Below are 20,337 nucleotides of genomic sequence, written 5' to 3'. Positions count from 1 at the left end.
GCCTGGCCGCGGGCCTCACCGTGACGCAGCTCGAGGGGTTGCGTCGGGACTTCCTGATCCGGCGCCCGAACGCGGCCGGCACGGCACGCGTCCATATCCTGACGGGCAACGCCTACGAGAAGAACGGCCAGCTCGCGCGCGCCGTGGAGGCTTACGAGCGGGGGCTTGCGGTGGACCCGCTCGATCTTGCGCTGCTCCAGCGGTACCGGGCGCTGCGCCGGGCCCTGGCTCAGCGCGCATCCACCTGAGGGAGCGCCTCCGGGAGCAAAGAGGCCCCGGAGGCTGGACAGAAAAAGGCCCAGACACTGTCGCGTCTGGGCCGTGGTGAGGCAGACAGGACCTCGGACTTAGCGAGAGATGCCGTAGCGCGCAATCTGGCGCTCAATGCTCCCCGAGGAGGTATCGCCGCAAGAAGCGCTGACGTTCTCGATCTTGGCGATGCAGGCGAGGAGGGACGTCGCGAAGGCACTCTGGTTGGCCGTGCTGCACGTGGGCAGCTCGTCGAGGCACGAGATGAAGTCCTCGAGCGCCTTCTTGTCGCTGTCCGTGCACGAGTCGAGGGACTCCTCGCACTGGTTGATCTCTTCTTCAGTGATCGGGTCCGACGGCGTGGCGCCACAGGCCTTGGCCTTCTCGCCCAGCGATTCGGAGGTATCTGCCAGATCCTGGCACAAGGAACCACCGCACCCCGTCAAAGCCAGGGAAACCACCGCAAACACACAGGCAAACTGCTTCGTCATGTGCCCTCCTTAGGGCTCAAATGGGTAAAGCGGGGCGCATCCTAGCGGGTACCTGCCCACTTGCGAGAAGGCCTTCCGGACAGGGGGGGGGTAGGATAGCTGTCGGCTTGTGGATGTGGGCTGTGCCCCTGCATCCACCTTGACTCGCCCGATCATCTCCCGTAGATCGGCCGTCCTTTGCGTATGCGGACGGCCTGCCGTCTGAAATGCGCGGTGGATTCCACGGGTTGACCCAACCCGAATCGACTCGAGGGTAGACGATGTACGCAGTGATTCGCACGGGCGGTAAGCAGTACCGCGTAGCCGAGGGTGATGTGCTCCGCATCGAGAAGGTGGCGGGGGATATCGGCTCCGAGGTGACCTTCAACGACGTCCTCATGCTGGGCGGCACGGACTCCCCGAAGGTGGGCCGGCCGACGGTGGGTGGCGCCAAGGTGGTGGGCAAGATCCTCGCTCAGGACAAGCACCGCCGCGTCCTCCACTTCCGCAAGGAGAAGGAGGGCTGGACGCGCCGCCGAGGCCACCGCCAGCCGTACACCGAGGTCAAGGTCACCTCCATCTCCGGCTAACGTCGGAACCATCTTTCCCGGGCGCCTCTGGGCGCGCCGGTTCTCGCAGGACAGGTGTCATGGCTCATAAAAAGGGACAGGGCTCGTCTCGCAACGGGCGCGACTCGAATTCGCAGCGCCGCGGCGTGAAGGTGTTTGGCGGCGAAGAGGTGACGGCGGGGAGCATCCTCGTGCGGCAGCTCGGCACGGTCATCCACCCCGGCACCAACGTGAAGCTGGGGCGTGACTTCACCCTCTATTCCACGGTGAATGGGGTGGTGAAGTACGAGCGGCTGGGGCGTGACCGGAAGAAGGTCTCGGTCTACCCGGCCCAGGCGAGCGCCTAGTCGTCGTCTCCCACGGGCCTGCCTCGGGCGGGCCTGGCTGCAATCGAGCGGGTCGCTCCCGGTCCACCGCCTGACGGCGGCTGGACACGAGGGCGGCCCGTTCTGCGTTTCCGAAACAGGGTTCCCCGCGTCCGGGGAGAGGCCAGCATATGAAATTCGTCGATGAGGTCCGCACCTACGTGAAGGCCGGTGACGGCGGGCATGGTGCTGTCGCCTTCCGGCGGGAGAAGTTCATCGAGCGTGGGGGGCCCAGTGGAGGGGATGGAGGGAATGGGGGCTCGGTGGTGTTCGTGGCGGATCCTCAGCTCACCACGCTCCTGGACTTCCGCTACCAGCAGCACCACCGCGCCAGGAGTGGCGAGAACGGGATGGGGAGCGACTGCAACGGGCGCGCATCGGAGGATATGATCCTCAAGGTGCCGACGGGCACGCTCATCCGCGACGCGAACACGAGCGAGCTGCTGGCGGACCTGAGCGATCCGGGCCAGCGCTTCGTGGCGGCAAAGGGCGGGCGTGGGGGCCTGGGCAACATGAACTTCGCCACCTCCACGCGGCAGACGCCGCGCTTCGCCCAGGAGGGGACGAAGGGCGAGGAGCGCACGCTGCTCCTCGAGCTGAAGCTGCTGGCGGACGTGGGGCTGCTGGGCTTCCCGAATGCGGGCAAGAGCACGCTGGTATCGCGGGTGAGCCGGGCCCGGCCGAAGGTCGCGGACTATCCGTTCACCACGCTGGTGCCGAACCTGGGCATGGTCCAGTACAAGGACAACCTGTCCTTCGTGATGGCGGACATCCCCGGGTTGATCGAGGGAGCCAGCGAGGGCGTGGGCTTGGGGCACCAGTTCCTGCGCCACGTGGAGCGCTGCAAGGTGCTCATCCACCTCATCGACCTGGGGGCGGAGGTAGAGGGGCGTGATCCGGTAGGGGACTACGAGATCCTCAACCGCGAGTTGGAGAAGTACAGCGCGGAGCTGGCGAAGAAGCCGCAGGTGGTGGCGCCCAACAAGCTGGACCTGCCCGACGCGCGTGCGCGCCTGGAGGGGTTCACGGCGGCCATGCGCGAGCGGGGGTTTGCCGTGTTCCCAGTGTCCACCGCCACGGGTGAGGGGCTCCAGGCGCTGCTGGACGTGACGGCCGAGGTGCTCTTCACCGGCCGGACGGACAAGCTCCATGTGGAGCCGCCCGAGAAGCCCGCGAGGAAGGTCGCGCTGGGGAAGGAGCAGGCGAAGCAGGCCCCGGCCGCGAAGGCCCCAGACAGAAAGGCTGCGTCGAAGCAGGCTCCAGCCGCGAAGACGCCCGCCAGGAAGGCCGTGGTGAAGAAGGCTGCGGCGAAGAAGGTCCCCGCCAAGAAGGCCGCAGCCAAGAAAGTTCCGGTCAGGAAGGCTGCTGCGGCGAAGCAGGCGCCCGCGAAGAAGGCCGCGTCAAAGAAGGCCGTCGCGAAGAAGGCCGCGGCGAAGAAGGCTCCTGCGAAGAAGGCTCCTGCGAAGCAGGCCGCGGCGAAGTCGGCGCGCGTGAAGGGGCGGAGGTCCTGACACGATGAGTGGAGGCGGTCCTCGCTACGAGCCCTTCGAGAAGAAGGCTGTCGAGCCGGAGACGTTCCTGCTCGATGTGCGCAAGGAGAAGATCGACCGCGTGGTCGAGCAGCGGACGCGGACCTTCACGGTGGTGCTGGACCGGTTGGAGGACAGCTTCAACATGGCGGCGGTGCTGCGCACTTGCGAGGCGATGGGTGTGCAGGAGGTGCATGTCGTCGTCAACCCAGAGGCGCCGTTCCTACCGAACTCGCGGGTGGCGCAGGGCTGCGACAAGTGGCTGGACGTGAAGCTGTACAAGACGTTCGCCGAGTGCCGCGAGCACCTCAAGGGGCGCGGGTTCGCGCTGTACGCCTCGGCCATCCGGGAGGGGTCGACGAGCCTGTACTCGCTGCGCTTCGACTCGAAGCTGGCGATCATCTTCGGCAACGAGCGCTACGGAGTGAGCGAGGAGGTGCTCGCGGGGGTGGACGGCACCTTCTGGATCCCGATGAGAGGCTTCAGCCAGAGCGTCAACATCTCCGCTGCGGCCTCGGCGTGCATCAGCCGGGCGATCGCCTGGCGGGAAGAGCACCTGGGGAGGGTGGGAGATCTGACTCCAGAGGAGGCCCAGGCCCTCCGCGAGCGCTTCTATGTGCTGGCTGTCAAGCAAAGGAAGCGGATTTTCAAGGGAAAGCAGCCGTGAATGAGGGGGGCGAAGCCCCCGTCTGAAGCGGTAGAAGCCACTACGGGCCTCCGGGCCCGCCCGGAGATCGCACCGCCATGCTCATCGAGACCTTGCTCGTGTCCCTGCTGTCCGCGCAGCCTGTGTCCCAGGTGGTCCTGGCGCAGAAGCCCGTGGTCGCCGCCGAGTCCAAGCCTGCTGCCCCCTCCGAAACGAAGCCTGCTGCTGCCACCGAGGCGAAGCCAGCGGCCACCGCGCCTGCCGCGGAGTCGGGCAAGTCTGCCGAGGTGGTGAAGGGCAGCGTCGCTCCGGAGGTGAAGGCGCTGGTGGAGCGGATGCAGGGCTTCTACGAGAAGACCCAGGACTTCAGGTCGGAGTTCAAGCAGGACTACAAGTACAAGACCTTTCGCCGGACGCAGACATCCACAGGCACGGTCACCTACAAGAAGCCCGGGCTGATGCGCTGGGAGTACGAGAAGCCCTCGACGCGTACGTTCGTGCTCGCGGGCAGCAAGGTGTACGCGTACGACCCGGAGGCGCAGAACCTCACAGTGGCGAGCGTGGACACCAGCAAGCTCTCCGCCTCGGTGACGTTCCTGTTCGGGCAGGGGAAGCTGGCGGATGAGTTTCACATCAAGAAGGGCACGTGCGCCGACTGCAAGGGCACGCTCCTGGTGTTGGACCCGGCGCAGGCGGATCCGCGCTTCCGGCAGGTGCGCCTGGAGGTGGACACCAACACGGCCCAGGTGCTCAAGAGCACGGTGGTGGATCCGGATGGCAGCGAGAACACGATCGCCTTCCTGAACCTGAAGACGAACGTGGGCGTCGAGGCGGAGAGCTTCAAGATCAACCCGCCCGAGGGCACGCGCGTCGACGACTTCACCAAGCAGAAGAAGTAGCCCATCGTGCGCCGCGCGCTCCTGGTGGCTCTGGGGATGCTGGCCGGTTGCCACCGGAGCACGACGCCTGCGCCCGAGCAGGGCAGCTTTGCCGGCCGGACCTTCCCGCTGCTGTCCTCGCCGGCCTTGCGCCTCTCCGTTCCAGGCAGCCTGGGGGGGAAGCAGGTGCCGGTGCTGCTGGATGTGGATCGGCCGCTCTCCCTGGTCGCCACGGGATGCTTCGAGGGGGCGCCCCCTCCAATCGAGGGCCAGGTGCGCGCGCCCGATCCCGGCGGCATGAGGGAGTGGGCCATGGTGCCGCTGGCGGGGCTGCAAGTCGGGGACGTCTCGCTGCCGGACTTTTCTGCGGGCCTCACTCGGGAAACCGCCTGCGCCGTCACGCTGGGGGCAGAGGTGCTGACCCCTTATGCGCTCACGGTGGATCCGCTGCGGCGTGAGGTGACGTTCACTCCGTCACGTCCTCGAGAGGTTTACATGTCCGAGCTCACTGCTCCCGGCGCGGATCCTTCCCAGGAGACGCACCTGCTGGACCTGAGCCGTGAGCCCAAGGGCGACTGGCCGTTGCTGGCGGCCCGGGTTGCACAGGGGGAGGCGCGGCTGACGGGGCCCTTCGTGCTCGCGACGCGTGACCCATTCTCCCGGATTGGGCTGGGGCCCGCCCAGTCCCAGGGGCTGCGCCCATTGGAAACGGCAGCCGGACTGCCCGCGCGCGCCATCCTGGTGGACTCCGTCGAGGTAACAGAGGGGGTGGGCGTGGGTCCGCTCGTGGCTGAGGCGAGTGGGTGGGCCTCTCCGAGCTCTCTCGGGCGCCTCGGGCCAGACGTATGGGGCCGTTTCCGTGCCACCATCGATGTGCAGGCGGGAGTCCTGCTGCTCCGTCGGCCGCGAGTCCTCGCCTCGGGAGCTCGCCAGCGCTGTGCCCGGCTCGGCACCGAGGGCTTCAATGAGGAGTCCTGCTATGGGCTGCACACGCGGCGGGATCCGGATGGCTCTCTCTCCGTCTCCGCGACGGTGTACCGCGATCTTCCCGAGGGTGGACGGCTCCACGTCGAGCCCCTGGGCGAGGATGGGAAGCTGCTGCAGACGGGGTGTCGGGTCGGGTTCACCTTCACCCCGACGAGCCGTGGTGCGACGACGCAGCACCGCATCCCCTGGCCCAAGCTCGCCCAGTCCATGCCGGAGTGCCACGCGGAGCTCTCGGCCGTCCGCGGCTACGCGCTGTCACTCTTCGAGGATGGGTACCTGCCGGAGTGCCCGCTGACGTGCGCCTTCATCCATGAGACGCGCACGCGGCGCACGCTCTGCGAGTGCCAGCCGACGCCGCTGGGAGAAAGCGTGGGCGCGGCGTCCCGCAAGCCCGAACCCTCCCAGCCTCCCCCCCCCGAAGAGCGGGAGCGGGAGCCCGAGGACCCAAAGTAGAAGAAGAACGGCTTCGCCCTGCGTTCAGCGCGGCGAGGTCCAGGTGGCCATGGGGGCGGGGGCCGCGTCACGGGCCTTGTGCTTGCGCTGCTTCGGGTCCGGCCGCTCGACCACCCGGCCAACGAGATCGTAGTCGTGCGCCTCGGTCACCTCGATGGTGACGAACTCGCCCGGGTAGGCCAGGCCATCGTTGATGTAGACCTGCCCATCGATCTCGGGAGCCTGGCCCTCGTGGCGGCCCACCAGCAGGTGCTCCGTCTCGGGGCTGGGGCCTTCGACGAGCACCTCGATGCGCTGGCCCACGAGCTTCTTGTTCTGCTCGCGGTTGATGCGCTTCTGGATGGCCATCACCTCGCGCCAACGGCGCTCGATGGTCTTCTGCGGCACCTTGTTGGGCAGGTCGAACGCCGCGGTGCCCTCCTCGTCGGAGTACTGGAACACGCCCAGCCGCTCGAAGCGCTGCGTCTTGACGAACTCCTTCAGCAGCTCGAAGTCCTCTTCCGTCTCACCCGGCAGTCCGGCGATCAGGGAGGTGCGCATCACCAGCCCTGGCACGCGGGCGCGCAGCTTGGCGAGCAGGTCCGTAAGGAACTGCGAGTTGCGGCCGCGCTTCATGGACTGGAGCAGCTTGTCACTGGCGTGCTGGAGCGGCATGTCCAGGTACTTGGCGATCTTCTTCTCGGTCGCCATGACTTCGATGAGCTCGTCCGGGAAGACGCGCGGGTAGGCGTAGTGCAGGCGGATCCACCGGACATCCACCTTCACCAGCTCCTTGAGCAGCTCATGGAGCTTGGGCTTGCCGGGCAGATCGTGCCCGTAGGCGGTGAGATCCTGCGCCACCAGGTTCAGCTCCTGCACACCCTGGTCCGCCAGCCGCTCGGCCTCCGTGACGATGTCGGCCACGGTCCTCGAGCGCTGGCCGCCGCGCAGCTTCGGGATGATGCAGAAGGAGCAGGCGTTGTCGCAGCCTTCGGACACCTTGAGGTAGGCGGTGTACGAGGGCATCGAGTTCTCGCGCGGAGTACTCGCGTTGTGGATGTAGTCTGGATCGGGGATGACCTGGCGCGGGGAGGCCTCGGCGGCGAGCAGGTCGCCGATCTGCGCGTAGGCGCTGGTGCCGAGGAAGTGGTCCACCTCGGGCATCTCCTGAGCCAGCTCGCCGCCGTAGCGCTGGGAGAGGCAGCCCGTGACGACGAGCGTGCCGCAGGCGCCAGACTTCTTGTATTCGGCCATCTCCAGGATGGAGTCCACGGACTCCTGCTTGGCGGGACCGATGAAGGCGCACGTGTTGACGACGATGACCTGGGCCTCGGAGGGCTCCTGGACGAGGCGGTAGCCCCGCTGCTTGAGGGTACCGAGCATCACCTCGGAGTCCACCCGGTTCTTCGGGCAGCCAAGGGTCATCATGTAAAGGCTCTTGGTGTCTTGGGGCACTGCGTCTACCGCTTTCCGAGTTCCGTTCGCTCGAAGTGGTCTCCACTCCAGGCGAAGTTGATGATTGCGCCGTTCGAGTAACCGATGCTCAAGGCGCCGTCTTCTTCGAGATTGACTGAGAGGGCCCGTCCCAGCGCACATGTAGCAGCCGGCCACTCGAGGGCACGCTGGGCCGTCTTACCCTTGCTCAGGAGGAGGTAGAGCCCCAGCCGGAGCTCCAGATCTCCGTCACACTTGCCCTCGACGGAGTAGGGATCCTTGCCAGAGACGACGGTGAGGAGAGTGCGATCGCCCAGGAGGAGAAGCGACTCTGGGACATTGACGTTGACCTTCCCCGGCTCGACCGAGTCCGTGGCGACCATGGAGCGGAGGGACTCGGAGGTCAGGGGCTTGTCGGCCTCCACCCAGACCGGGTAGTGGAGCACGCCCCAGCCCAGCCAGCCGCCGCGCGCTGCCTCCAAGGAGAGGACTCCCTCGGGGGGCTTGAGCTTGAGATTCTTGCGGAACTCGTCAGGCAGCTTGAGGGCCTCGCCGATCATTCCCCCGTCCTTGCAGTTGGAGACGGAGGTGGCCTTCTGGCCCACGGCGTCCTGGTCTTCGAAGGTGACGCAGAGATCGAAGACGAGCGGCTCGACGGCGGGGAAGCGCGGGAAGGCAGTGACCGGGATGGCGATCTCCAGGTTCAGCGCGTTGTCCTTGCGCTGGACACCGGCCTCGACCTGCTCCTGCGCGAAGGCGGACGTGCCGCTCTCTGGGGGAGAGGCGCGCTTGCCATCGAAGGCGAACCGGAAGGTGTGGCCGATGGCGGTGGGGCCGGCGCTGGGGAAGAAGAGAGTGACGGTGACGAGATCACCCGAGAGGAGCTGATCATCCGTGGCCTCCACGCCCACGTAGAGCGTCTCCTTGCGCCAGGCCACCCGGCTGGCGAAGGACGCGGAGGCATCCGCTGCGGCGGGGGGGCGGACTGTGAGGGTGGGGGCAAAGTCCTTGAGGTTGCCGTCCAGCTTGGGGGCCTTGGCAATCGCGGGGACGGCCTTGGATGGGCGCTGCTCCTGGGCGGGGGCGAGTGCGGGCACGAGCAGGAGGCACAGGCTGAGGAGAGAAGCGCGCATGGCTAGTCCCGGAAGTTGGTGAACTGCATGTCCAGCTTCAGCCGGTCCTGCTCCTTGCGGAACAGGGCCATGGCGGCCTGCAAGTCGTCCTTGTTCTTGCCGCTGATGCGGAGCTCTTCTCCCTGGATGGAGCCCTGAAGCTTCAGTTTGGAGTCCTTGAGGAGCTTGACGAGCTCCTTGGACTTCTCCACGGGGATGCCCTGCTGGAGCTTGATGTTCTGCTTGACGTTGTGGAGGCCCGTCTTCTCGATCTCCAGGAACTCGAGGGCATGCAGGGAGATGCCGCGCTTGGCGAGCTTGGACAGGAGGACCTCCTTGGCTGCCTTGACCCGCTCTTCGCTGTTGGCCTTGACCGTCAGCAAGGCGCGGTCCGGAGAGATCAGGATGTCGGGCTGGGCACCCTGGAAGTCATAGCGAGTGCTGAGCTCCTTCTTGGTCTGGTTGACCGCGTTGTCGAGCTCTGCCTGGTCAATTTTGGAGATGACGTCGAAGGAAGGCATGGGCGCAAGGGCCCTTATCACACCTTGACGACCATGGGCACCACCAGCGGGCGCTTGGAGGTGAAGAGCTTGAAGGCACGGCGGACGGCACGAGTCACCTCTTCTCGCACCAGGGCGTCATCCCCGCGCAGTTGTGGGGAGAGCTGCAGGAAGAGGCTCCGCGCCTCGTCGGCCACCCGGGGCAGCAAGACCTGTTCGTCGAGGGACAGTCCATGGCCTGAGAGCTGAGGGCCGGCCATCAGCGCAAGGGAGGCGCGATCGATGACGACGGCGGCGACGACGAGGCCTGTCTCGGCCAGCTTCGTGCGTTCCTGGAGGGCCTCGGGACTGACGATGGCGCCGCTGTAGAGGTCCTTGTGGACGCGCCCGGTGGGGACGCTGCCAGTGAACCGGCCCCGGCCTTCTTCGAAGGTGACGAGGTCGCCGTCCTGAACCAGGAGGAGCTGCTCGGGAGCGAGTCCTGCTTCGCGCGCGGTGGCCAGGTGGCGGTGGAGGTGGCGCAGCTCTCCGTGGATGGGGATGAAGTGGCGGGGGCGAACGAGATCGAGGACGCGACGCTGTTGGGGCTGGCTGGCGTGTCCGGAGACGTGGACGCCTGGCTCCACCTGGGCGTAGACGATGCGGGCCCCCGTCCAGTGGAGCTGGTCGAGCAGTGCGCCCACGGCGCGCTCGTTGCCGGGGATGGGGCGGGAGCTGAGGATGACCATGTCTCCCGGATCCAGGCGGACAGGCCCGTTGCCAGCGGCGAGCAGGGACAGGCCTGCGCGCGCCTCACCCTGAGCGCCGGTGGAGAGCAGCACCACGCGGTTGGAAGGGAGGCTCGGCACGGCCTCCAGGGGGATGAAGAGGGAGTCGGGCACGCCGAGGTAGCCGAGCTGCCGCGCCAGCTCCACGTTGCGCACCATGCTGCGACCCTGGAGGGCTACCCTGCGCCCGAGCTGCTCGGCCAGCTTGAGGATGGTGCGCACGCGGTGGAGGTTGGAGGCGAAGAGGGCCACGACGATGCGGCCCTGGGCCTCACGGAAGAGGCGGTCAAAGGTCTGCTCGACCACGCGCTCGCTGCCCGTCTCCTGGGTGTTCTCCGAGTTGGTGGAGTCGGATAGGAGGCAGAGGACACCCTGCTCGCCGGCTTCACCCCAGCGCTCGAGGTCCGTGCGCAGGCCATCAATGGGATCGGGGTCGAGCTTGAAGTCCCCGGTGTGGATGACGGTGCCCTCGGGAGTGCGGACGATGTAGCCCACGGCATCCGGCACGGTGTGAGTGACGCGGCTGGCCTCGACGGTGAAGACGGAGCCCACGGCGAAGGGGGTGCGGGGCTCGATCTCGCGCAGATCTGCGACGACGCCCAGCTCGTCCAGGCGTTGGCGGGCCATGGCGAGGGTGAAGCGGGTGCCGTAGACAGGGACAGGGACCTCGTTGAGCAAGTAGGGGAGGGCGCCGGTGTGGTCCTCGTGGCCATGGGTGAGGACGATGCCCTTGAGCTGGGAGGCGTTCTGCCGGATGTGGGTGAAGTCTGGGACGATGATGTCCACACCGGGGGCGGCCTCAGACGGGAACATGAGCCCGGCGTCGACGAGGAGCATCTCCCCACGGCAGGCGAGCACCATGGCGTTGAGGCCGATCTCTCCCAGGCCTCCCAGTGGAATCACGTGGAGCATGCCCTACTCATTATGGACGGCAGCCCGTCGCCGCCCGAGCGTTTTGAGCGAGGGCCTGCCTTATTGCCAGCTGGGGGAGTCCTATCGTGCTGGCAGGGACCCGCGGAGGGCCGAGCTCAAGCTGCGGAAGGGGGCTCGGGAGGCGGGCGGGAGATCCAGGCCGCGATGAAGATGTCCAGGTCACCTCGCAGGACGTCCTTCACACGTGGCGTCCCTGCGCCGGTGCGAGGGTCCTCGACGCGAGCGCCGCGGCCCGTGAAGTACCGCCTTGCTTCGTCCGTGCTTCCTCCCTGGCCGGACACCACCCGTGTCGCGATGTCCTTCATCTCGTCCATCTCGCCTGCGCCCGTCAGCGTGAGCACCCGGCCCGTGGCAGCGTCCTTCACCGTGACCTCCGTGCGCACGCGCTCCAGGAATGTGCCCTCATGCTTCTTCACCGGGCGTCCTTCTACCTCCAGGCTCTCGAGAACCTCGGGTGCTCCACCCCGGTGCAAGCGGACGTAGGCACGCTGCCGCTTCTCGTCCTCGATGCGCCGGTGCATGCCAGCCTCGCCTGCCAGGAAGCCGTAGGCACCAGGCCCGGCGATGCGCACGACGACGCGGGCAGGAGCCACTGCTTCGGCCACGAGCGTGGCCTCGTAGCCGCGCTTCTCTGCCCAGCCGAGGTACATGGTGGCCAGCTCCTGTACCCAGGCGTCTTGTGCCTCCATGGATTCACTGGCGCAGATGTCCACCAGCGCCTCGTTGTCATGGGCGGAAGCGCCCGAGGCGTGGAGGGCTTCGGCCATCTGGACCTCGCGAGCGACATCTTCGACCTGCTTGGCCGCGGACGCGAGCTGCACCTCGTTCTTCGCCTCGCGCACCAGTCGGCGGGCGAAGGTGGCGGCCTGCTCCAGTCGCTCCAGCTCGTTGATCTGGGCCTCCACCGTGCGGAAGGTGCGCAGGGTCGCTGCCGCACGCTCCGGGTCGTCCCACAGGTTGGGGGCTTGAGTCTCGGCGAGGAGCTGGTTGCGCTTCTCCTCGAGCTGCGGGCGCTCAGCAGAGACGGACAGCGCGCGGGCTCGTCCCACGAGCCGATCCATCTCGTGCAAGAGGGACTTGCGGTCCAGACGACGCTTGACGGACGCGGCCTTCGGCGTGGGCAGGGAGAGCTGTGCCGTCGCCTCGCGAGGCGGAGCCAGAGGCTCGGCCACTGCCACCACCTTGCCTCCGGGGCGAGCCTCCACGCGCACAGGCGTTCCAGGTCGCAGCGGCCTGCGGGCGATCTCCACCGCGAGTGCGGCGGTCAGAGTCTTCTCGATTTCTCGCTGGAGATAACGCGCGCCGAACTGAGGCGAATAGCCGCGATCCACCAGCAGGTCGACGACTTCCGGTGTCACCTCCACGTCCAGCGCACGGGCACGGATACCCTCGCGCTCCAACACCCGGCCCACCTCGCGCTGGGCGATCTTGCGGATCTCGACCTTCGTGAGGGGTCGGAAGTGGCAGATGGCGTCGAAGCGGTTGAGGAATTCAGGGCGGAACGAGTCAGCAATGCGCCGGTCTACCTCGGAGACGAGCTCCTCCTCACGCCGGTTGACCGTGAAGCCCATTCCCGATTCCCGGTACACCTCGGCGCCCACGTTGGACGTGGCCACGATGAGCGTGTTGTTGCAGGAGACGATCTCTCCAGCGCCGTTGACGAAGGTCCCCTCGTCGAAGAGCTGGAGGAAGCGGTCGTGCACGCTGCGAGCCGCCTTCTCGAACTCGTCGAGCAGCAGCACGGTAAACACCTTGCCGTCGAGCAGGTTGGTCAGCTCGCCGCGCTTGGTCTCCATGGCAGGCGCCCAGGAGGCTCCAAAGGGGACGCTCTCGTCGCCATCGTTGGGGAAGTCCGCCATGTTGAGGCGCACCAGCCTGTCCGCAGAGCCAAAGAGGTACTCCGCGAGCAGCTTGGCCAGCTGCGTCTTGCCCACGCCCGTGGGTCCGGCGAAGAGGAACACGCCGAGCGGTCGGCGCGGGTCGTTCAGGCCCGCCTTGAGCAGCGCCACCGATCGGAGCACTGCGGCCACCGCGTCCATTTGGCCGAGCAGCCGCTCCCCGAAGAAGCGCTCTGTCTCCTCGAGGTCCAGCGGCAGCGCGTCGTCCACGACGAAACGTGGCAAGCGTGTGGCGGCGCAGAAGCGGGTGAGGACATCCTCGGGGCCTACACGATCCCGAGCCGCTCCCGCCGCTTCAGCTGCAGTCTCCTTGAGCAGCTCGATCGCCTTGCGCGGCATGCGCTGGGCCAGGAGGAACTTGGCGGACAGGCGCAGCGCCACGTCGCAGGCGGCTGGGTCGATGGGCAGGCGCATCTCCCGCTCCAACTCCTCAGCGACACGGCCGACGATCCATCGGGAGCGCTCCAGCGGAGGCTCCTGCAGGGGAATGAGGTGGAGGCGCTCGGCCAGAGCTTCGTCCGCGCGCAGGAGCTCCTGCACGCGCTTGGGCTCGGTCTCGAAGATGAAGCGGACACCCCCGGTGCGCAGGGCGCGGATGGCTACGGGCGCCAGTGGCCCGCCGAGCGCCAAGGGCAGATCCCGGATGTAAACGATGGGGCAGGGGTGCCGGCTCAAGTAGCCGAGCAGCTCCTCGAAGCTCTCGGCGGCCTGCCGTTGGGTGCTGCGCGCCAGGATGTTGGCGGCGGACACCTCCACCAGGCGGGCCTGGGCCAGCGCAGCGTCCACACGGCCCTCGGCAATACGGCGGGCAACCTCCTGGACCAGCGCGCTCTTTCCTACGCCCGGCTCGCCCGAGAGCAGCGGGTGCTTACCGCCCCGGGTGAGCAGCCCCAGGACCTCCGCCACAGCGGAGTCCACGCCATGCGCGGGCGGAAGCTTTCCGTCCCGCGCCAGCGCAGTGAGATCGCGATCGATGAGTCGCTCGTTGTCCTCGCTTTTCCTCGTCGCCATGTTGAAACGCCCCCGAGGAGCGGCACTCTAGCCTGCTGAACCGCAGTGGTGAGGGGACAATGCAATACGGAAGGCGGAGGACTCGAACCTCAGACCGGGAGCCGGTCCGCACCCGCTAGCAACGGGGCCTGGTGCCATCACCAGTTCACACTTCCAGGAGACACGGAGCGAGGTGGAGTCGAACCACGGGCCCATGGGGCCCACCTGGGTTCCAGCCAGGCTGCCGGCCACCCGGCATGCACGCTCCAGACTACAGGACAAGGAAGGCAGGGGACTCGAACCCCAAGCGCTGAGCACTCGCACCGCTTTCGAAACGGGCCGTCGGCCTCCGACGTTGACCTTCCAAAAAAAAGGTGCCGGCAGCAGCGGACCCGCCTGCCGGCGCGCGGGGAGGCTCTACGGGTAGGGGGCCGCCTCTGGCGCACCCCCGCTCCACCGGTTGCTCCGTTCCGGGGCGGAGCGGTGGCGGGGACCACCTCTGGTGACCCCCTCTTCCCGGGCCTCACTCCTCCAACTCCGTGTGCCAGTACGCGACGTCACGGAGGAACTTCCGCCACGAGACGGGCATGCCCTTCTCATAGCTGAAGGTGAAATGCAGCGACTCCGGCAGCCGCTTGGGCTTCACCGGCGTGGTGCGCAGCACCATCCCAGCCTGCGCCGGGAGCCGGTTGCCCTTCTTCTGGTTGCAGGGCACGCACGCGATCACCACGTTCTCCCAGGTCGTCTTGCCGCCCTGGGCGCGGGGAATCACGTGGTCGTACGTTGCCTCCGGCCGCGACACCTTCTTGCCGCAGTACTGACACTTGCAGCCGTCACGCACGTACACGTTGTCCCGGCTGAACTTGATGCCGCGCTGCCGCTGCCGGAAGAAGCTCATGAAGCGGATGATGGACGGCATCTTCAGCTCGAGGGTCACCGAACGAACGAAGCGGTCCTCATACTCCTCGACCACCTCGACCTTGCCCTGCCAGATGAGCATCATCGCGCGCTGCCACGGCACCCGCGCAACGGGCTCGTAGGCCTGGCTCAACACCAGCGTCTCCATGACACGGGTCCTTTCTGGGAAATGTCCGCGGCGAGGTTCGAACTCGCACCTGAGCTGGGTTTGAGCCAGCCGCCTCTCCCGATTGGGCCACGCGGACGACTATGGGAGCTTCTGAAGGAGCTTCTGAAGGGAGCTTCTGGAGTGCCGCGAGCGGGATTCGAACCCGCACCCTCTGCATTCTGAGTGCAGCGCCTCTACCAAGTTGGGCTACCGCGGCATGAAACCTGAGGAAGTGCCGGAAGAGGGAGTCGAACCCTCATCCTCCAGACTCTCGATCTGGCGCCTCTACCAATTGGGCTACTCCGGCCTGAGTGCACGCCCTGGGGATCGAACCCAGCAAAATCGGTGTGTGGGACCGACGCCGTCTCCAGCTGGCTCGGCGTGCATGAGAAGTTGCGGAGCAGGGAGTCGAACCCTGAGACCCTGGCGTATGAGACCCGGTGGGGCGCCCGGCCCCTCTCCGCAATGAAACGCTGCAATGTGCTTCCGGCAGGACTCGAACCTGCGACCGTGCGCTTAGGACGCGCCCGCTCTTCATCCACTGAGCTACGGAAGCCTCGAATACCCCTGGCAGGAATCGAACCTGCGGCCTCACGGTCCGGAGCCGTGCGCTCTGTTCCACTGAGCTACAAGGGCAAGAAAGAAGCGGTCCCGGCAGGACTCGAACCTGCGACCCCACGGCTCGCAACCGTGTGCTCTCATCCAACTGAGCTACGGAACCAACGTGACAAGGAAGTGGACCCGCCGGGATTCGAACCCGGGTCGCTCGGGTGCAAACCGAGAGTTCTCCCGCTGAACTACGAGCCCATGAAGCTGCCGGCGGGACTCGGACCCGCATTGTCCTGAGTGGCGCTCAGGTGCCTCACCTCTCGGCCACGGCAGCAAAACCTTCGGTACTGCGAGTGCCCCCGGTCGGGATCGAACCGACGACCCCCGGTTTACGAAACCGGTGCTCTTCCCGCTGAGCTACAAGGGCATGGCAGGCCGCCAAGGAGTTGAACCCTGCACGCTCGGATTTGGAGTCCAAGCTGCTCCCGGAGCGCGGCCTACAACTGGTGAAGAGAAGTGCCGTCTCCCGGAATCGAACCGAGTCCTCCTGCTTTTCAGACAGGCGCGCGAACCATCTACGCCAAGGCGGCAAAACGGGTGCTGCGAGCGCTCCTGCAGGGAATCGAACCCTGTTCACGTGGTAGACGGCCACGCTGCGATCCAATCGCATCCAAGAGCAATGGGGTGTTTCCAACATCAGTCGGGGCACCTGGAATCGAACCAGGACCGCTCGCGTATCAGACGAGAGTCCTACCATTGGACCATGCCCCGCGGTGCTACGAGTCTGGGTGGCAGGACTTGAACCTGCGACCTCACGGATCCGAACCGTGCGCTCTACCAAGCTGAGCCACACCCAGAGAAAGAAGTCGGGATGACTGGATTCGAACCAGCGACCTCGCGCACCCCAAGCGCGCGCTCTCGTCCAAGCTGAGCTACATCCCGTGAATCTGCTGCGAGTGCCTCGTGCGGGAGTCGAACCCGCCTTTCCACATTGAGAGTGTGGCGTCCTATGCCGATAGACGAACGAGGCAGAAATCTTGAGAGGCTTGTGCGGGAGTCGAACCCGCCACCAGACGGTTTTGCAGACCGCCGCCGCCCCAGGCGGAACAAGCCATGATGCTCGGTGGGAGGGATTCGAACCCTCAACCCCGCGGTTAACAGCCGCGTGCTCTGCCAGTTGAGCTACCGCCGAATGAGTACCGAGAGCAGGATTCGAACCTGCGTGAAGCGGGTAACGGGACTCGAACCCGTGTTGCCGGCTTGGGGGGCCGGAGTCTTGCCACTAGACGACACCCGCATGTGCTGCGAGTACCCCCGGAGGGAATCGAACCCTCACCGTCCGCTTAAGAGGCGGATGCTCGACCAATGAGCTACGGAGGCGTTTGACCGCCCCCGTGCAAGCGGGCGGACGAACTTCACCACTGCGATTCAGTTGTCAGAGACCAAGGATCTGTCTTGGAACTGCGGAACTGCTGGGAGTGGGGACGCTGAGAGTCGAACTCAGAGGGCCGTTGTGCGGCTCCGGCTCTACAGGCCAGCGCGTCTCCGTAACGCTCTACATCCCCGTGAGGTGAAGCTCGGAAAACAGAGAGGCCGGGTTCCCTTTCGGGAGCCCGGCCTCTGGTCGACGGCACCTCGGGAGGGGAGGAGGCGTCGGCGTTCAGAAGCCGGGTAGTCTGTCGCGGTACCACTTCAGTCCGGCGGAGAAAACCGGAGCGGTGACCAGGCCGGTGCGCGGGAGCGAATCGATGCAACCGGCAAAGTTATCAGTGTGCTTGGGGTTCATCGCGCTCTGCATCGTCACCGTTGCCATGGTCACCGCTCCTTTCAGCGAGAAAAGACGCCGCAATAAATCCTTCCTGACAGGCACGTGGTTTTTCCACGCGCCCTCAGGCGGGCCCCAGCTCCTTCCCGACGGTCCCTCCAGGAGGATTGCGCTCGAGGGAACTCAGGCTCCCACCAAGCTCTATTAAGGAGGCAAGGCCGCCTCCTTCAGATGAGCCCAGCGCCAGACGCGTTGAGCGAAAAAACAAAAAGGCCCCGGAGCACAAAGCTCCGAGGCCTTATTCATGTGCCCATGGTGGGCGCCACCGAAGTCAGATTCACCACCACGTCGCGCCGGACACCGTGCTTCACGAAGTCCTGGATGATGCGTGCCAGCGCGGCCCCAAGCAGTCCGATGAGTGGCAGGTGGAGGCCCCCCTCGCAGGTGGCCTGACCCACTTGGTCCTCGGCATCTGGGACGAAGCGCTCGTCCCAGCGCACCAGTCCGAACGAGCCGTCTCCCGCCAGTGCTCCGTGTACGAGCGCTTTGCCTGCCTTGCGCGCATAGTCACTGAGCACCTGCCGACTCTCCCGGTTGTCGAAGCAGTCGACGAGCAAGTCTGCCCCGCCGCATAACGTTTCGACATTGTCCCGGGTGATCCGAACACTGAAGGAGTCGGCCTTCACGCCGTGCAGGTTGAGGAGCTGCAGCTTGAGCGCCTCCGCCTTGTTCTTCCCTACCGAGGGCTTCACATACGCCTGCGCGAGCAGGTTCTTGGACTCCACTCGGTCGAAGTCGATGAAGGCGAGTGTGGCCTCCAGATTGCGGCACAACACCGCCGCCGTGGAGCCGATGGCTCCTACCCCACAGAAGACGATGCGCATGGAAGCCTCTTCACTCAGGCGCCGAAGGGGACCTTCGGGCGCAGGTAGATGCGGTCCTCGCCGCGCGGACCGCGGAAACGGTCCACGACGTAGTTCTGGAAGGCGTCATCCCGCAGGTGGGCCGGGCGCATGCCGGGCACGCCACCCGAGCGCACGACCTCCACCGCGATGCGCCGCACGTCCATGTCCGACACGTGCCCGTCCATCTCCACCGGCAGGTCCGCGGACATCCCGTCATAAGTGATGTTGAGGGTCGTCATCGCCATCCCATCCTTTCACCAGGAGCGAAGCCGCAGAGCAGCGGCCAGTCCAGGCGCTTGGGGACGTGGGGCTCCCCGCCTTCCTGACATCCTGGATACCCCCGTCGAAAGGAGGGCGAACAGGCGGGTATGCTCCGCGTCCATGACAAGGATCCTTCCTGGTTTCAGAGTCACTCTCTCCCTCGTGGCCCTCCTCGGAGCCTCCCTGCTGGGCTGCGAGAGCGAGGACCTTCCTCCTCCGACGACGAACGAGAGTGTGCCGGTCAAGTTCGACGTGACCGTGCCCGCGGATACGCCCTGTGGTGCGATCGTGGCGATCGTCGGCAATGACCCGGCCCTCGGCAATGGAAAGCCTCCGGGCCTTGCCCTGACGCGCGATGTGGACGGTCACTTCCGAGGCTCCGCCATGTTCCCCGTGCGGAAGGTTCTCAACTACAACATCGTGCTGACCAATCCGTCCGCGCAGGAACCCATTGCGTTCCACAACTACACCGTTGAGGCTCGCAAGGACATCGAGCGCAGGTGGACCGTCAGCCGCTGGTCATTGGCCGCTGACCCGTCCCAGACGCCCATCTCCTTCGTGGTCGATGTGCCCGCCAATACGCCCGCCAACGCGGAGATCTGGCTCTCCGGCAACCAGCCGGAGCTCGGCAACTGGAATGGAGCCGGGGTGAAGCTGGCCAAGAGCCTCTCCGGAGGAAGCCGCTATGGCACCTGTGTGGCCTTCGCCACGGACACCCACCTGGAGTTCAAGGTCACTCGCGGCTCATGGGACTTCGTAGAGAAGGACCCTCGGGGCCGGGAGGTCGACAATCACCTCCACACCGTCGCCGCGCCGGCCAAGGTAGAGGTCCAGGTGGGTAGCTGGCGTGACCTGGGGCCTGTCGAGCCGGAGCCAGACACGCTCACGGGCAACATCAAGTACCACGACGCGGATGGTTCTTCCGTGGGTCTCAAGAGCCGCAAGCTCATCGTCTGGCTGCCGCCCAACTACGATGCCCAGACGAGTACCAGCTACCCGGTGCTCTATATGCACGACGGACAGAACCTGATGAACGCCAAGACGGCCGCCTTTGGCGTCGAGTGGGGCGTGGACGAGACGGCTCAGCAACTCACCGAAGCCGGGCAGATGGAGCCCATCATCATCGTGGGTGTCTACAACACCGATGACCGCATCCCCGAGTACACTCAGGTTTCCACCCCGCAGTATGGTGGTGGCAAGGCGGACGACTACGGCCGGTTGCTCGTGGAGGTGGTCAAGCCGCTCATCGACATGACCTACCGAACAAAGCCGGACGCCCGGTACACCGGTGTGGCCGGGTCGTCACTGGGTGGGCTCGTGTCTATGTACTTTGGCATCACGAGATCGAGCACCTTCACGAGGCTCGGCGTCGTCTCGCCCTCGGTGTGGTGGGCGGAGCGAGACATCGTCACGCGCGTCAACAACCTCGGCGAGAAGCCCCCGCTGCGCATCTGGCTGGACATTGGGACCAATGAAGACGGGTCCGTCGCCGAGTCCCAGCAGACCGTGGAGGACACCCGTATGCTGAGGGATGCGCTCGCCGCCAAGGGTTGGGTGCTGAATACCGACCTCAAGTACCTCGAGGCCGAGGGAGCTCGGCACAATGAGGCAGCCTGGGCGGCGCGCTCGGACCAGATCCTCAAGTTCCTTTATCCGCCGGTGCCTTGAGCGGGTACTACCAGGAACCCTCATTCCCGTGACCGGGGGCTCGCACGCCTGTCTGCCTCATTCTTGACCGGCTCTCCGCAGCCTGATGACGCGTAGGCGTCAGCGTCAGGCTTCCTTCTCGAGCGGGCATTAACGACCGGGAGAAGGGACTGCTTCCTCCCTGGCTTGAGGTCGAGCGTGCATGACGTGCGCTCGGAACCTCAGGGACCGCCCATGAACCTACTCAGGAAGTAGGGCTCGCTCCTGAAGACCTCATGGGTATATATTGGGGTGGGTGGTGGATCATGGAACTGAAGCTCCTGCATGACTGGAACGTCACGCCCCAGGAGGCCGTGGCACTGCAGAACTCTTTGAGGGAGCGTCT

General features: G+C 66.2%; 18 protein-coding genes and 22 tRNA genes. 8 read left to right on the top strand and 32 right to left on the bottom strand.

Annotation, left to right across the window (positions count from 1 at the left end):
- Positions 1 to 248: tetratricopeptide repeat protein (locus tag VD972_RS18065; RefSeq protein WP_324988629.1), on the top strand; the 248-nt coding region annotated here is incomplete at its 5' end.
- 99 nt (positions 249 to 347) lie between these two features.
- On the opposite strand, the gene VD972_RS18060 is transcribed toward VD972_RS18065, so the two are convergent.
- Positions 348 to 740, bottom strand: a complete 393-nt coding sequence (locus VD972_RS18060) for a hypothetical protein (RefSeq protein WP_324988627.1) — start codon at positions 738 to 740, stop codon at positions 348 to 350.
- A gap of 260 nt (positions 741 to 1,000) precedes the next feature.
- Between VD972_RS18060 and rplU the strand changes: the two genes are divergently transcribed.
- From rplU to VD972_RS18030, 6 genes are all read left to right on the top strand, one after another.
- Positions 1,001 to 1,309, top strand: coding sequence for a 50S ribosomal protein L21 (gene rplU, locus VD972_RS18055; RefSeq protein ID WP_324988626.1), 309 nt, complete (start codon positions 1,001 to 1,003; stop codon positions 1,307 to 1,309).
- Positions 1,310 to 1,368: 59 nt separating this feature from the next.
- Positions 1,369 to 1,635, top strand: coding sequence for a 50S ribosomal protein L27 (rpmA, locus tag VD972_RS18050; protein WP_324988624.1), 267 nt, complete (start codon positions 1,369 to 1,371; stop codon positions 1,633 to 1,635).
- Positions 1,636 to 1,784: 149 nt separating this feature from the next.
- Positions 1,785 to 3,164 (top strand): GTPase ObgE, encoded by a 1,380-nt coding sequence (gene obgE / locus VD972_RS18045; RefSeq protein WP_324988622.1) that lies wholly within the window; start codon positions 1,785 to 1,787, stop codon positions 3,162 to 3,164.
- A 4-nt stretch (positions 3,165 to 3,168) separates the two neighbouring features.
- Positions 3,169 to 3,849, top strand: coding sequence for an RNA methyltransferase (locus tag VD972_RS18040; RefSeq protein WP_324988620.1), 681 nt, complete (start codon positions 3,169 to 3,171; stop codon positions 3,847 to 3,849).
- A 77-nt stretch (positions 3,850 to 3,926) separates the two neighbouring features.
- On the top strand, positions 3,927 to 4,727 hold the full coding sequence (locus tag VD972_RS18035; RefSeq protein ID WP_324988618.1) for an outer membrane lipoprotein carrier protein LolA: 801 nt from the start codon (positions 3,927 to 3,929) through the stop codon (positions 4,725 to 4,727).
- 6 nt (positions 4,728 to 4,733) lie between these two features.
- The gene (locus VD972_RS18030) at positions 4,734 to 6,146 is read left to right on the top strand and encodes a hypothetical protein (RefSeq protein ID WP_324988616.1); all 1,413 of its coding nucleotides are present in this window, start codon (positions 4,734 to 4,736) and stop codon (positions 6,144 to 6,146) included.
- A gap of 24 nt (positions 6,147 to 6,170) precedes the next feature.
- Here VD972_RS18030 and rimO read toward each other — a convergent pair whose 3' ends face one another.
- The 31 genes from rimO to VD972_RS17875 all read right to left on the bottom strand — a co-directional run bounded on the left by rimO (position 6,171) and on the right by VD972_RS17875 (position 18,283).
- Positions 6,171 to 7,550, bottom strand: a complete 1,380-nt coding sequence (gene rimO, locus VD972_RS18025; RefSeq protein ID WP_324988631.1) for a 30S ribosomal protein S12 methylthiotransferase RimO — start codon at positions 7,548 to 7,550, stop codon at positions 6,171 to 6,173.
- Positions 7,551 to 7,585: 35 nt separating this feature from the next.
- Entirely contained in the window at positions 7,586 to 8,692 is a 1,107-nt protein-coding gene (locus VD972_RS18020) for a hypothetical protein (RefSeq protein WP_324988614.1), read from the bottom strand.
- Positions 8,693 to 8,694: 2 nt separating this feature from the next.
- Positions 8,695 to 9,192, bottom strand: coding sequence for a YajQ family cyclic di-GMP-binding protein (locus tag VD972_RS18015; protein ID WP_324988612.1), 498 nt, complete (start codon positions 9,190 to 9,192; stop codon positions 8,695 to 8,697).
- 17 nt (positions 9,193 to 9,209) lie between these two features.
- Positions 9,210 to 10,850 (bottom strand): ribonuclease J, encoded by a 1,641-nt coding sequence (locus tag VD972_RS18010; RefSeq protein WP_324988610.1) that lies wholly within the window; start codon positions 10,848 to 10,850, stop codon positions 9,210 to 9,212.
- Between the two features lie 116 nt (positions 10,851 to 10,966).
- Positions 10,967 to 13,780: an AAA family ATPase gene (locus tag VD972_RS18005; RefSeq protein WP_324988609.1), complete on the bottom strand. Its 2,814-nt coding sequence runs from the start codon at positions 13,778 to 13,780 to the stop codon at positions 10,967 to 10,969.
- Between the two features lie 163 nt (positions 13,781 to 13,943).
- Positions 13,944 to 14,027: transfer RNA gene (locus VD972_RS18000), tRNA-Ser, on the bottom strand.
- A 255-nt stretch (positions 14,028 to 14,282) separates the two neighbouring features.
- The gene (locus tag VD972_RS17995; protein WP_324988607.1) at positions 14,283 to 14,825 is read right to left on the bottom strand and encodes an HNH endonuclease; all 543 of its coding nucleotides are present in this window, start codon (positions 14,823 to 14,825) and stop codon (positions 14,283 to 14,285) included.
- Between the two features lie 22 nt (positions 14,826 to 14,847).
- Positions 14,848 to 14,922, bottom strand: a tRNA-Leu gene (locus VD972_RS17990).
- Positions 14,923 to 14,967: 45 nt separating this feature from the next.
- Positions 14,968 to 15,042, bottom strand: a tRNA-Leu gene (locus VD972_RS17985).
- Positions 15,043 to 15,058: 16 nt separating this feature from the next.
- A tRNA-Leu gene (locus VD972_RS17980) sits at positions 15,059 to 15,132 on the bottom strand.
- A gap of 86 nt (positions 15,133 to 15,218) precedes the next feature.
- Positions 15,219 to 15,290: transfer RNA gene (locus VD972_RS17975), tRNA-Met, on the bottom strand.
- Positions 15,291 to 15,306: 16 nt separating this feature from the next.
- Positions 15,307 to 15,381 (bottom strand) — tRNA-Arg (locus VD972_RS17970).
- A 6-nt stretch (positions 15,382 to 15,387) separates the two neighbouring features.
- A tRNA-Arg gene (locus tag VD972_RS17965) sits at positions 15,388 to 15,461 on the bottom strand.
- Positions 15,462 to 15,471: 10 nt separating this feature from the next.
- Positions 15,472 to 15,546 (bottom strand) — tRNA-Arg (locus VD972_RS17960).
- A gap of 15 nt (positions 15,547 to 15,561) precedes the next feature.
- A tRNA-Ala gene (locus VD972_RS17955) sits at positions 15,562 to 15,632 on the bottom strand.
- A gap of 4 nt (positions 15,633 to 15,636) precedes the next feature.
- A tRNA-Gly gene (locus tag VD972_RS17950) sits at positions 15,637 to 15,708 on the bottom strand.
- Between the two features lie 20 nt (positions 15,709 to 15,728).
- A tRNA-Thr gene (locus tag VD972_RS17945) sits at positions 15,729 to 15,801 on the bottom strand.
- Between the two features lies 1 nt (position 15,802).
- Positions 15,803 to 15,873, bottom strand: a tRNA-Trp gene (locus VD972_RS17940).
- Between the two features lie 18 nt (positions 15,874 to 15,891).
- A tRNA-Phe gene (locus tag VD972_RS17935) sits at positions 15,892 to 15,964 on the bottom strand.
- 110 nt (positions 15,965 to 16,074) lie between these two features.
- Positions 16,075 to 16,145: transfer RNA gene (locus VD972_RS17930), tRNA-Ile, on the bottom strand.
- A 12-nt stretch (positions 16,146 to 16,157) separates the two neighbouring features.
- Positions 16,158 to 16,231, bottom strand: a tRNA-Pro gene (locus VD972_RS17925).
- Positions 16,232 to 16,240: 9 nt separating this feature from the next.
- Positions 16,241 to 16,316, bottom strand: a tRNA-Pro gene (locus tag VD972_RS17920).
- Between the two features lie 15 nt (positions 16,317 to 16,331).
- Positions 16,332 to 16,404: transfer RNA gene (locus tag VD972_RS17915), tRNA-Glu, on the bottom strand.
- Positions 16,405 to 16,416: 12 nt separating this feature from the next.
- Positions 16,417 to 16,487 (bottom strand) — tRNA-Cys (locus tag VD972_RS17910).
- 6 nt (positions 16,488 to 16,493) lie between these two features.
- A tRNA-Asn gene (locus VD972_RS17905) sits at positions 16,494 to 16,566 on the bottom strand.
- A gap of 34 nt (positions 16,567 to 16,600) precedes the next feature.
- Positions 16,601 to 16,671: transfer RNA gene (locus VD972_RS17900), tRNA-Gly, on the bottom strand.
- A gap of 12 nt (positions 16,672 to 16,683) precedes the next feature.
- Positions 16,684 to 16,754: transfer RNA gene (locus VD972_RS17895), tRNA-Lys, on the bottom strand.
- Positions 16,755 to 16,853: 99 nt separating this feature from the next.
- A tRNA-Tyr gene (locus tag VD972_RS17890) sits at positions 16,854 to 16,939 on the bottom strand.
- A gap of 95 nt (positions 16,940 to 17,034) precedes the next feature.
- Positions 17,035 to 17,244 carry a hypothetical protein gene (locus VD972_RS17885; RefSeq protein WP_324988605.1) on the bottom strand — a complete coding sequence of 70 codons (210 nt, stop codon included), beginning with the start codon at positions 17,242 to 17,244 and terminating at the stop codon, positions 17,035 to 17,037.
- A gap of 197 nt (positions 17,245 to 17,441) precedes the next feature.
- On the bottom strand, positions 17,442 to 18,023 hold the full coding sequence (locus tag VD972_RS17880; RefSeq protein WP_324988603.1) for a HesA/MoeB/ThiF family protein: 582 nt from the start codon (positions 18,021 to 18,023) through the stop codon (positions 17,442 to 17,444).
- Between the two features lie 14 nt (positions 18,024 to 18,037).
- On the bottom strand, positions 18,038 to 18,283 hold the full coding sequence (locus VD972_RS17875) for a hypothetical protein (protein ID WP_324988601.1): 246 nt from the start codon (positions 18,281 to 18,283) through the stop codon (positions 18,038 to 18,040).
- Positions 18,284 to 18,467: 184 nt separating this feature from the next.
- On the opposite strand from VD972_RS17875, the gene VD972_RS17870 reads away from it, so the two are divergent.
- On the top strand, positions 18,468 to 19,973 hold the full coding sequence (locus VD972_RS17870) for an alpha/beta hydrolase-fold protein (protein ID WP_324988599.1): 1,506 nt from the start codon (positions 18,468 to 18,470) through the stop codon (positions 19,971 to 19,973).
- Positions 19,974 to 20,337: the final 364 nt, after the last annotated feature.

The organism is Hyalangium sp. (assembly GCF_035629615.1).
GTDB lineage: Bacteria > Myxococcota > Myxococcia > Myxococcales > Myxococcaceae > Hyalangium.
The sequence above is the reverse complement of the archived record's forward strand: the minus strand, read 5'-3'. Positions and strand labels throughout refer to the sequence as shown.

Coding starts and splice junctions, on each gene's coding strand:
- VD972_RS18005 (WP_324988609.1), bottom strand. CDS start 13,780: ATGGCGACGAGGAAAAGCGAGGACAACGAGCGACTCATCGATCGCGAT.
- rimO (WP_324988631.1), bottom strand. CDS start 7,550: ATGACCCTTGGCTGCCCGAAGAACCGGGTGGACTCCGAGGTGATGCTC.
- VD972_RS18060 (WP_324988627.1), bottom strand. CDS start 740: ATGACGAAGCAGTTTGCCTGTGTGTTTGCGGTGGTTTCCCTGGCTTTG.
- VD972_RS18020 (WP_324988614.1), bottom strand. CDS start 8,692: ATGCGCGCTTCTCTCCTCAGCCTGTGCCTCCTGCTCGTGCCCGCACTC.
- rplU (WP_324988626.1), top strand. CDS start 1,001: ATGTACGCAGTGATTCGCACGGGCGGTAAGCAGTACCGCGTAGCCGAG.
- VD972_RS17995 (WP_324988607.1), bottom strand. CDS start 14,825: ATGGAGACGCTGGTGTTGAGCCAGGCCTACGAGCCCGTTGCGCGGGTG.
- VD972_RS18015 (WP_324988612.1), bottom strand. CDS start 9,192: ATGCCTTCCTTCGACGTCATCTCCAAAATTGACCAGGCAGAGCTCGAC.
- VD972_RS17880 (WP_324988603.1), bottom strand. CDS start 18,023: ATGCGCATCGTCTTCTGTGGGGTAGGAGCCATCGGCTCCACGGCGGCG.
- VD972_RS17875 (WP_324988601.1), bottom strand. CDS start 18,283: ATGACGACCCTCAACATCACTTATGACGGGATGTCCGCGGACCTGCCG.
- VD972_RS18035 (WP_324988618.1), top strand. CDS start 3,927: ATGCTCATCGAGACCTTGCTCGTGTCCCTGCTGTCCGCGCAGCCTGTG.
- obgE (WP_324988622.1), top strand. CDS start 1,785: ATGAAATTCGTCGATGAGGTCCGCACCTACGTGAAGGCCGGTGACGGC.
- VD972_RS18010 (WP_324988610.1), bottom strand. CDS start 10,850: ATGCTCCACGTGATTCCACTGGGAGGCCTGGGAGAGATCGGCCTCAAC.
- rpmA (WP_324988624.1), top strand. CDS start 1,369: ATGGCTCATAAAAAGGGACAGGGCTCGTCTCGCAACGGGCGCGACTCG.
- VD972_RS18040 (WP_324988620.1), top strand. CDS start 3,169: ATGAGTGGAGGCGGTCCTCGCTACGAGCCCTTCGAGAAGAAGGCTGTC.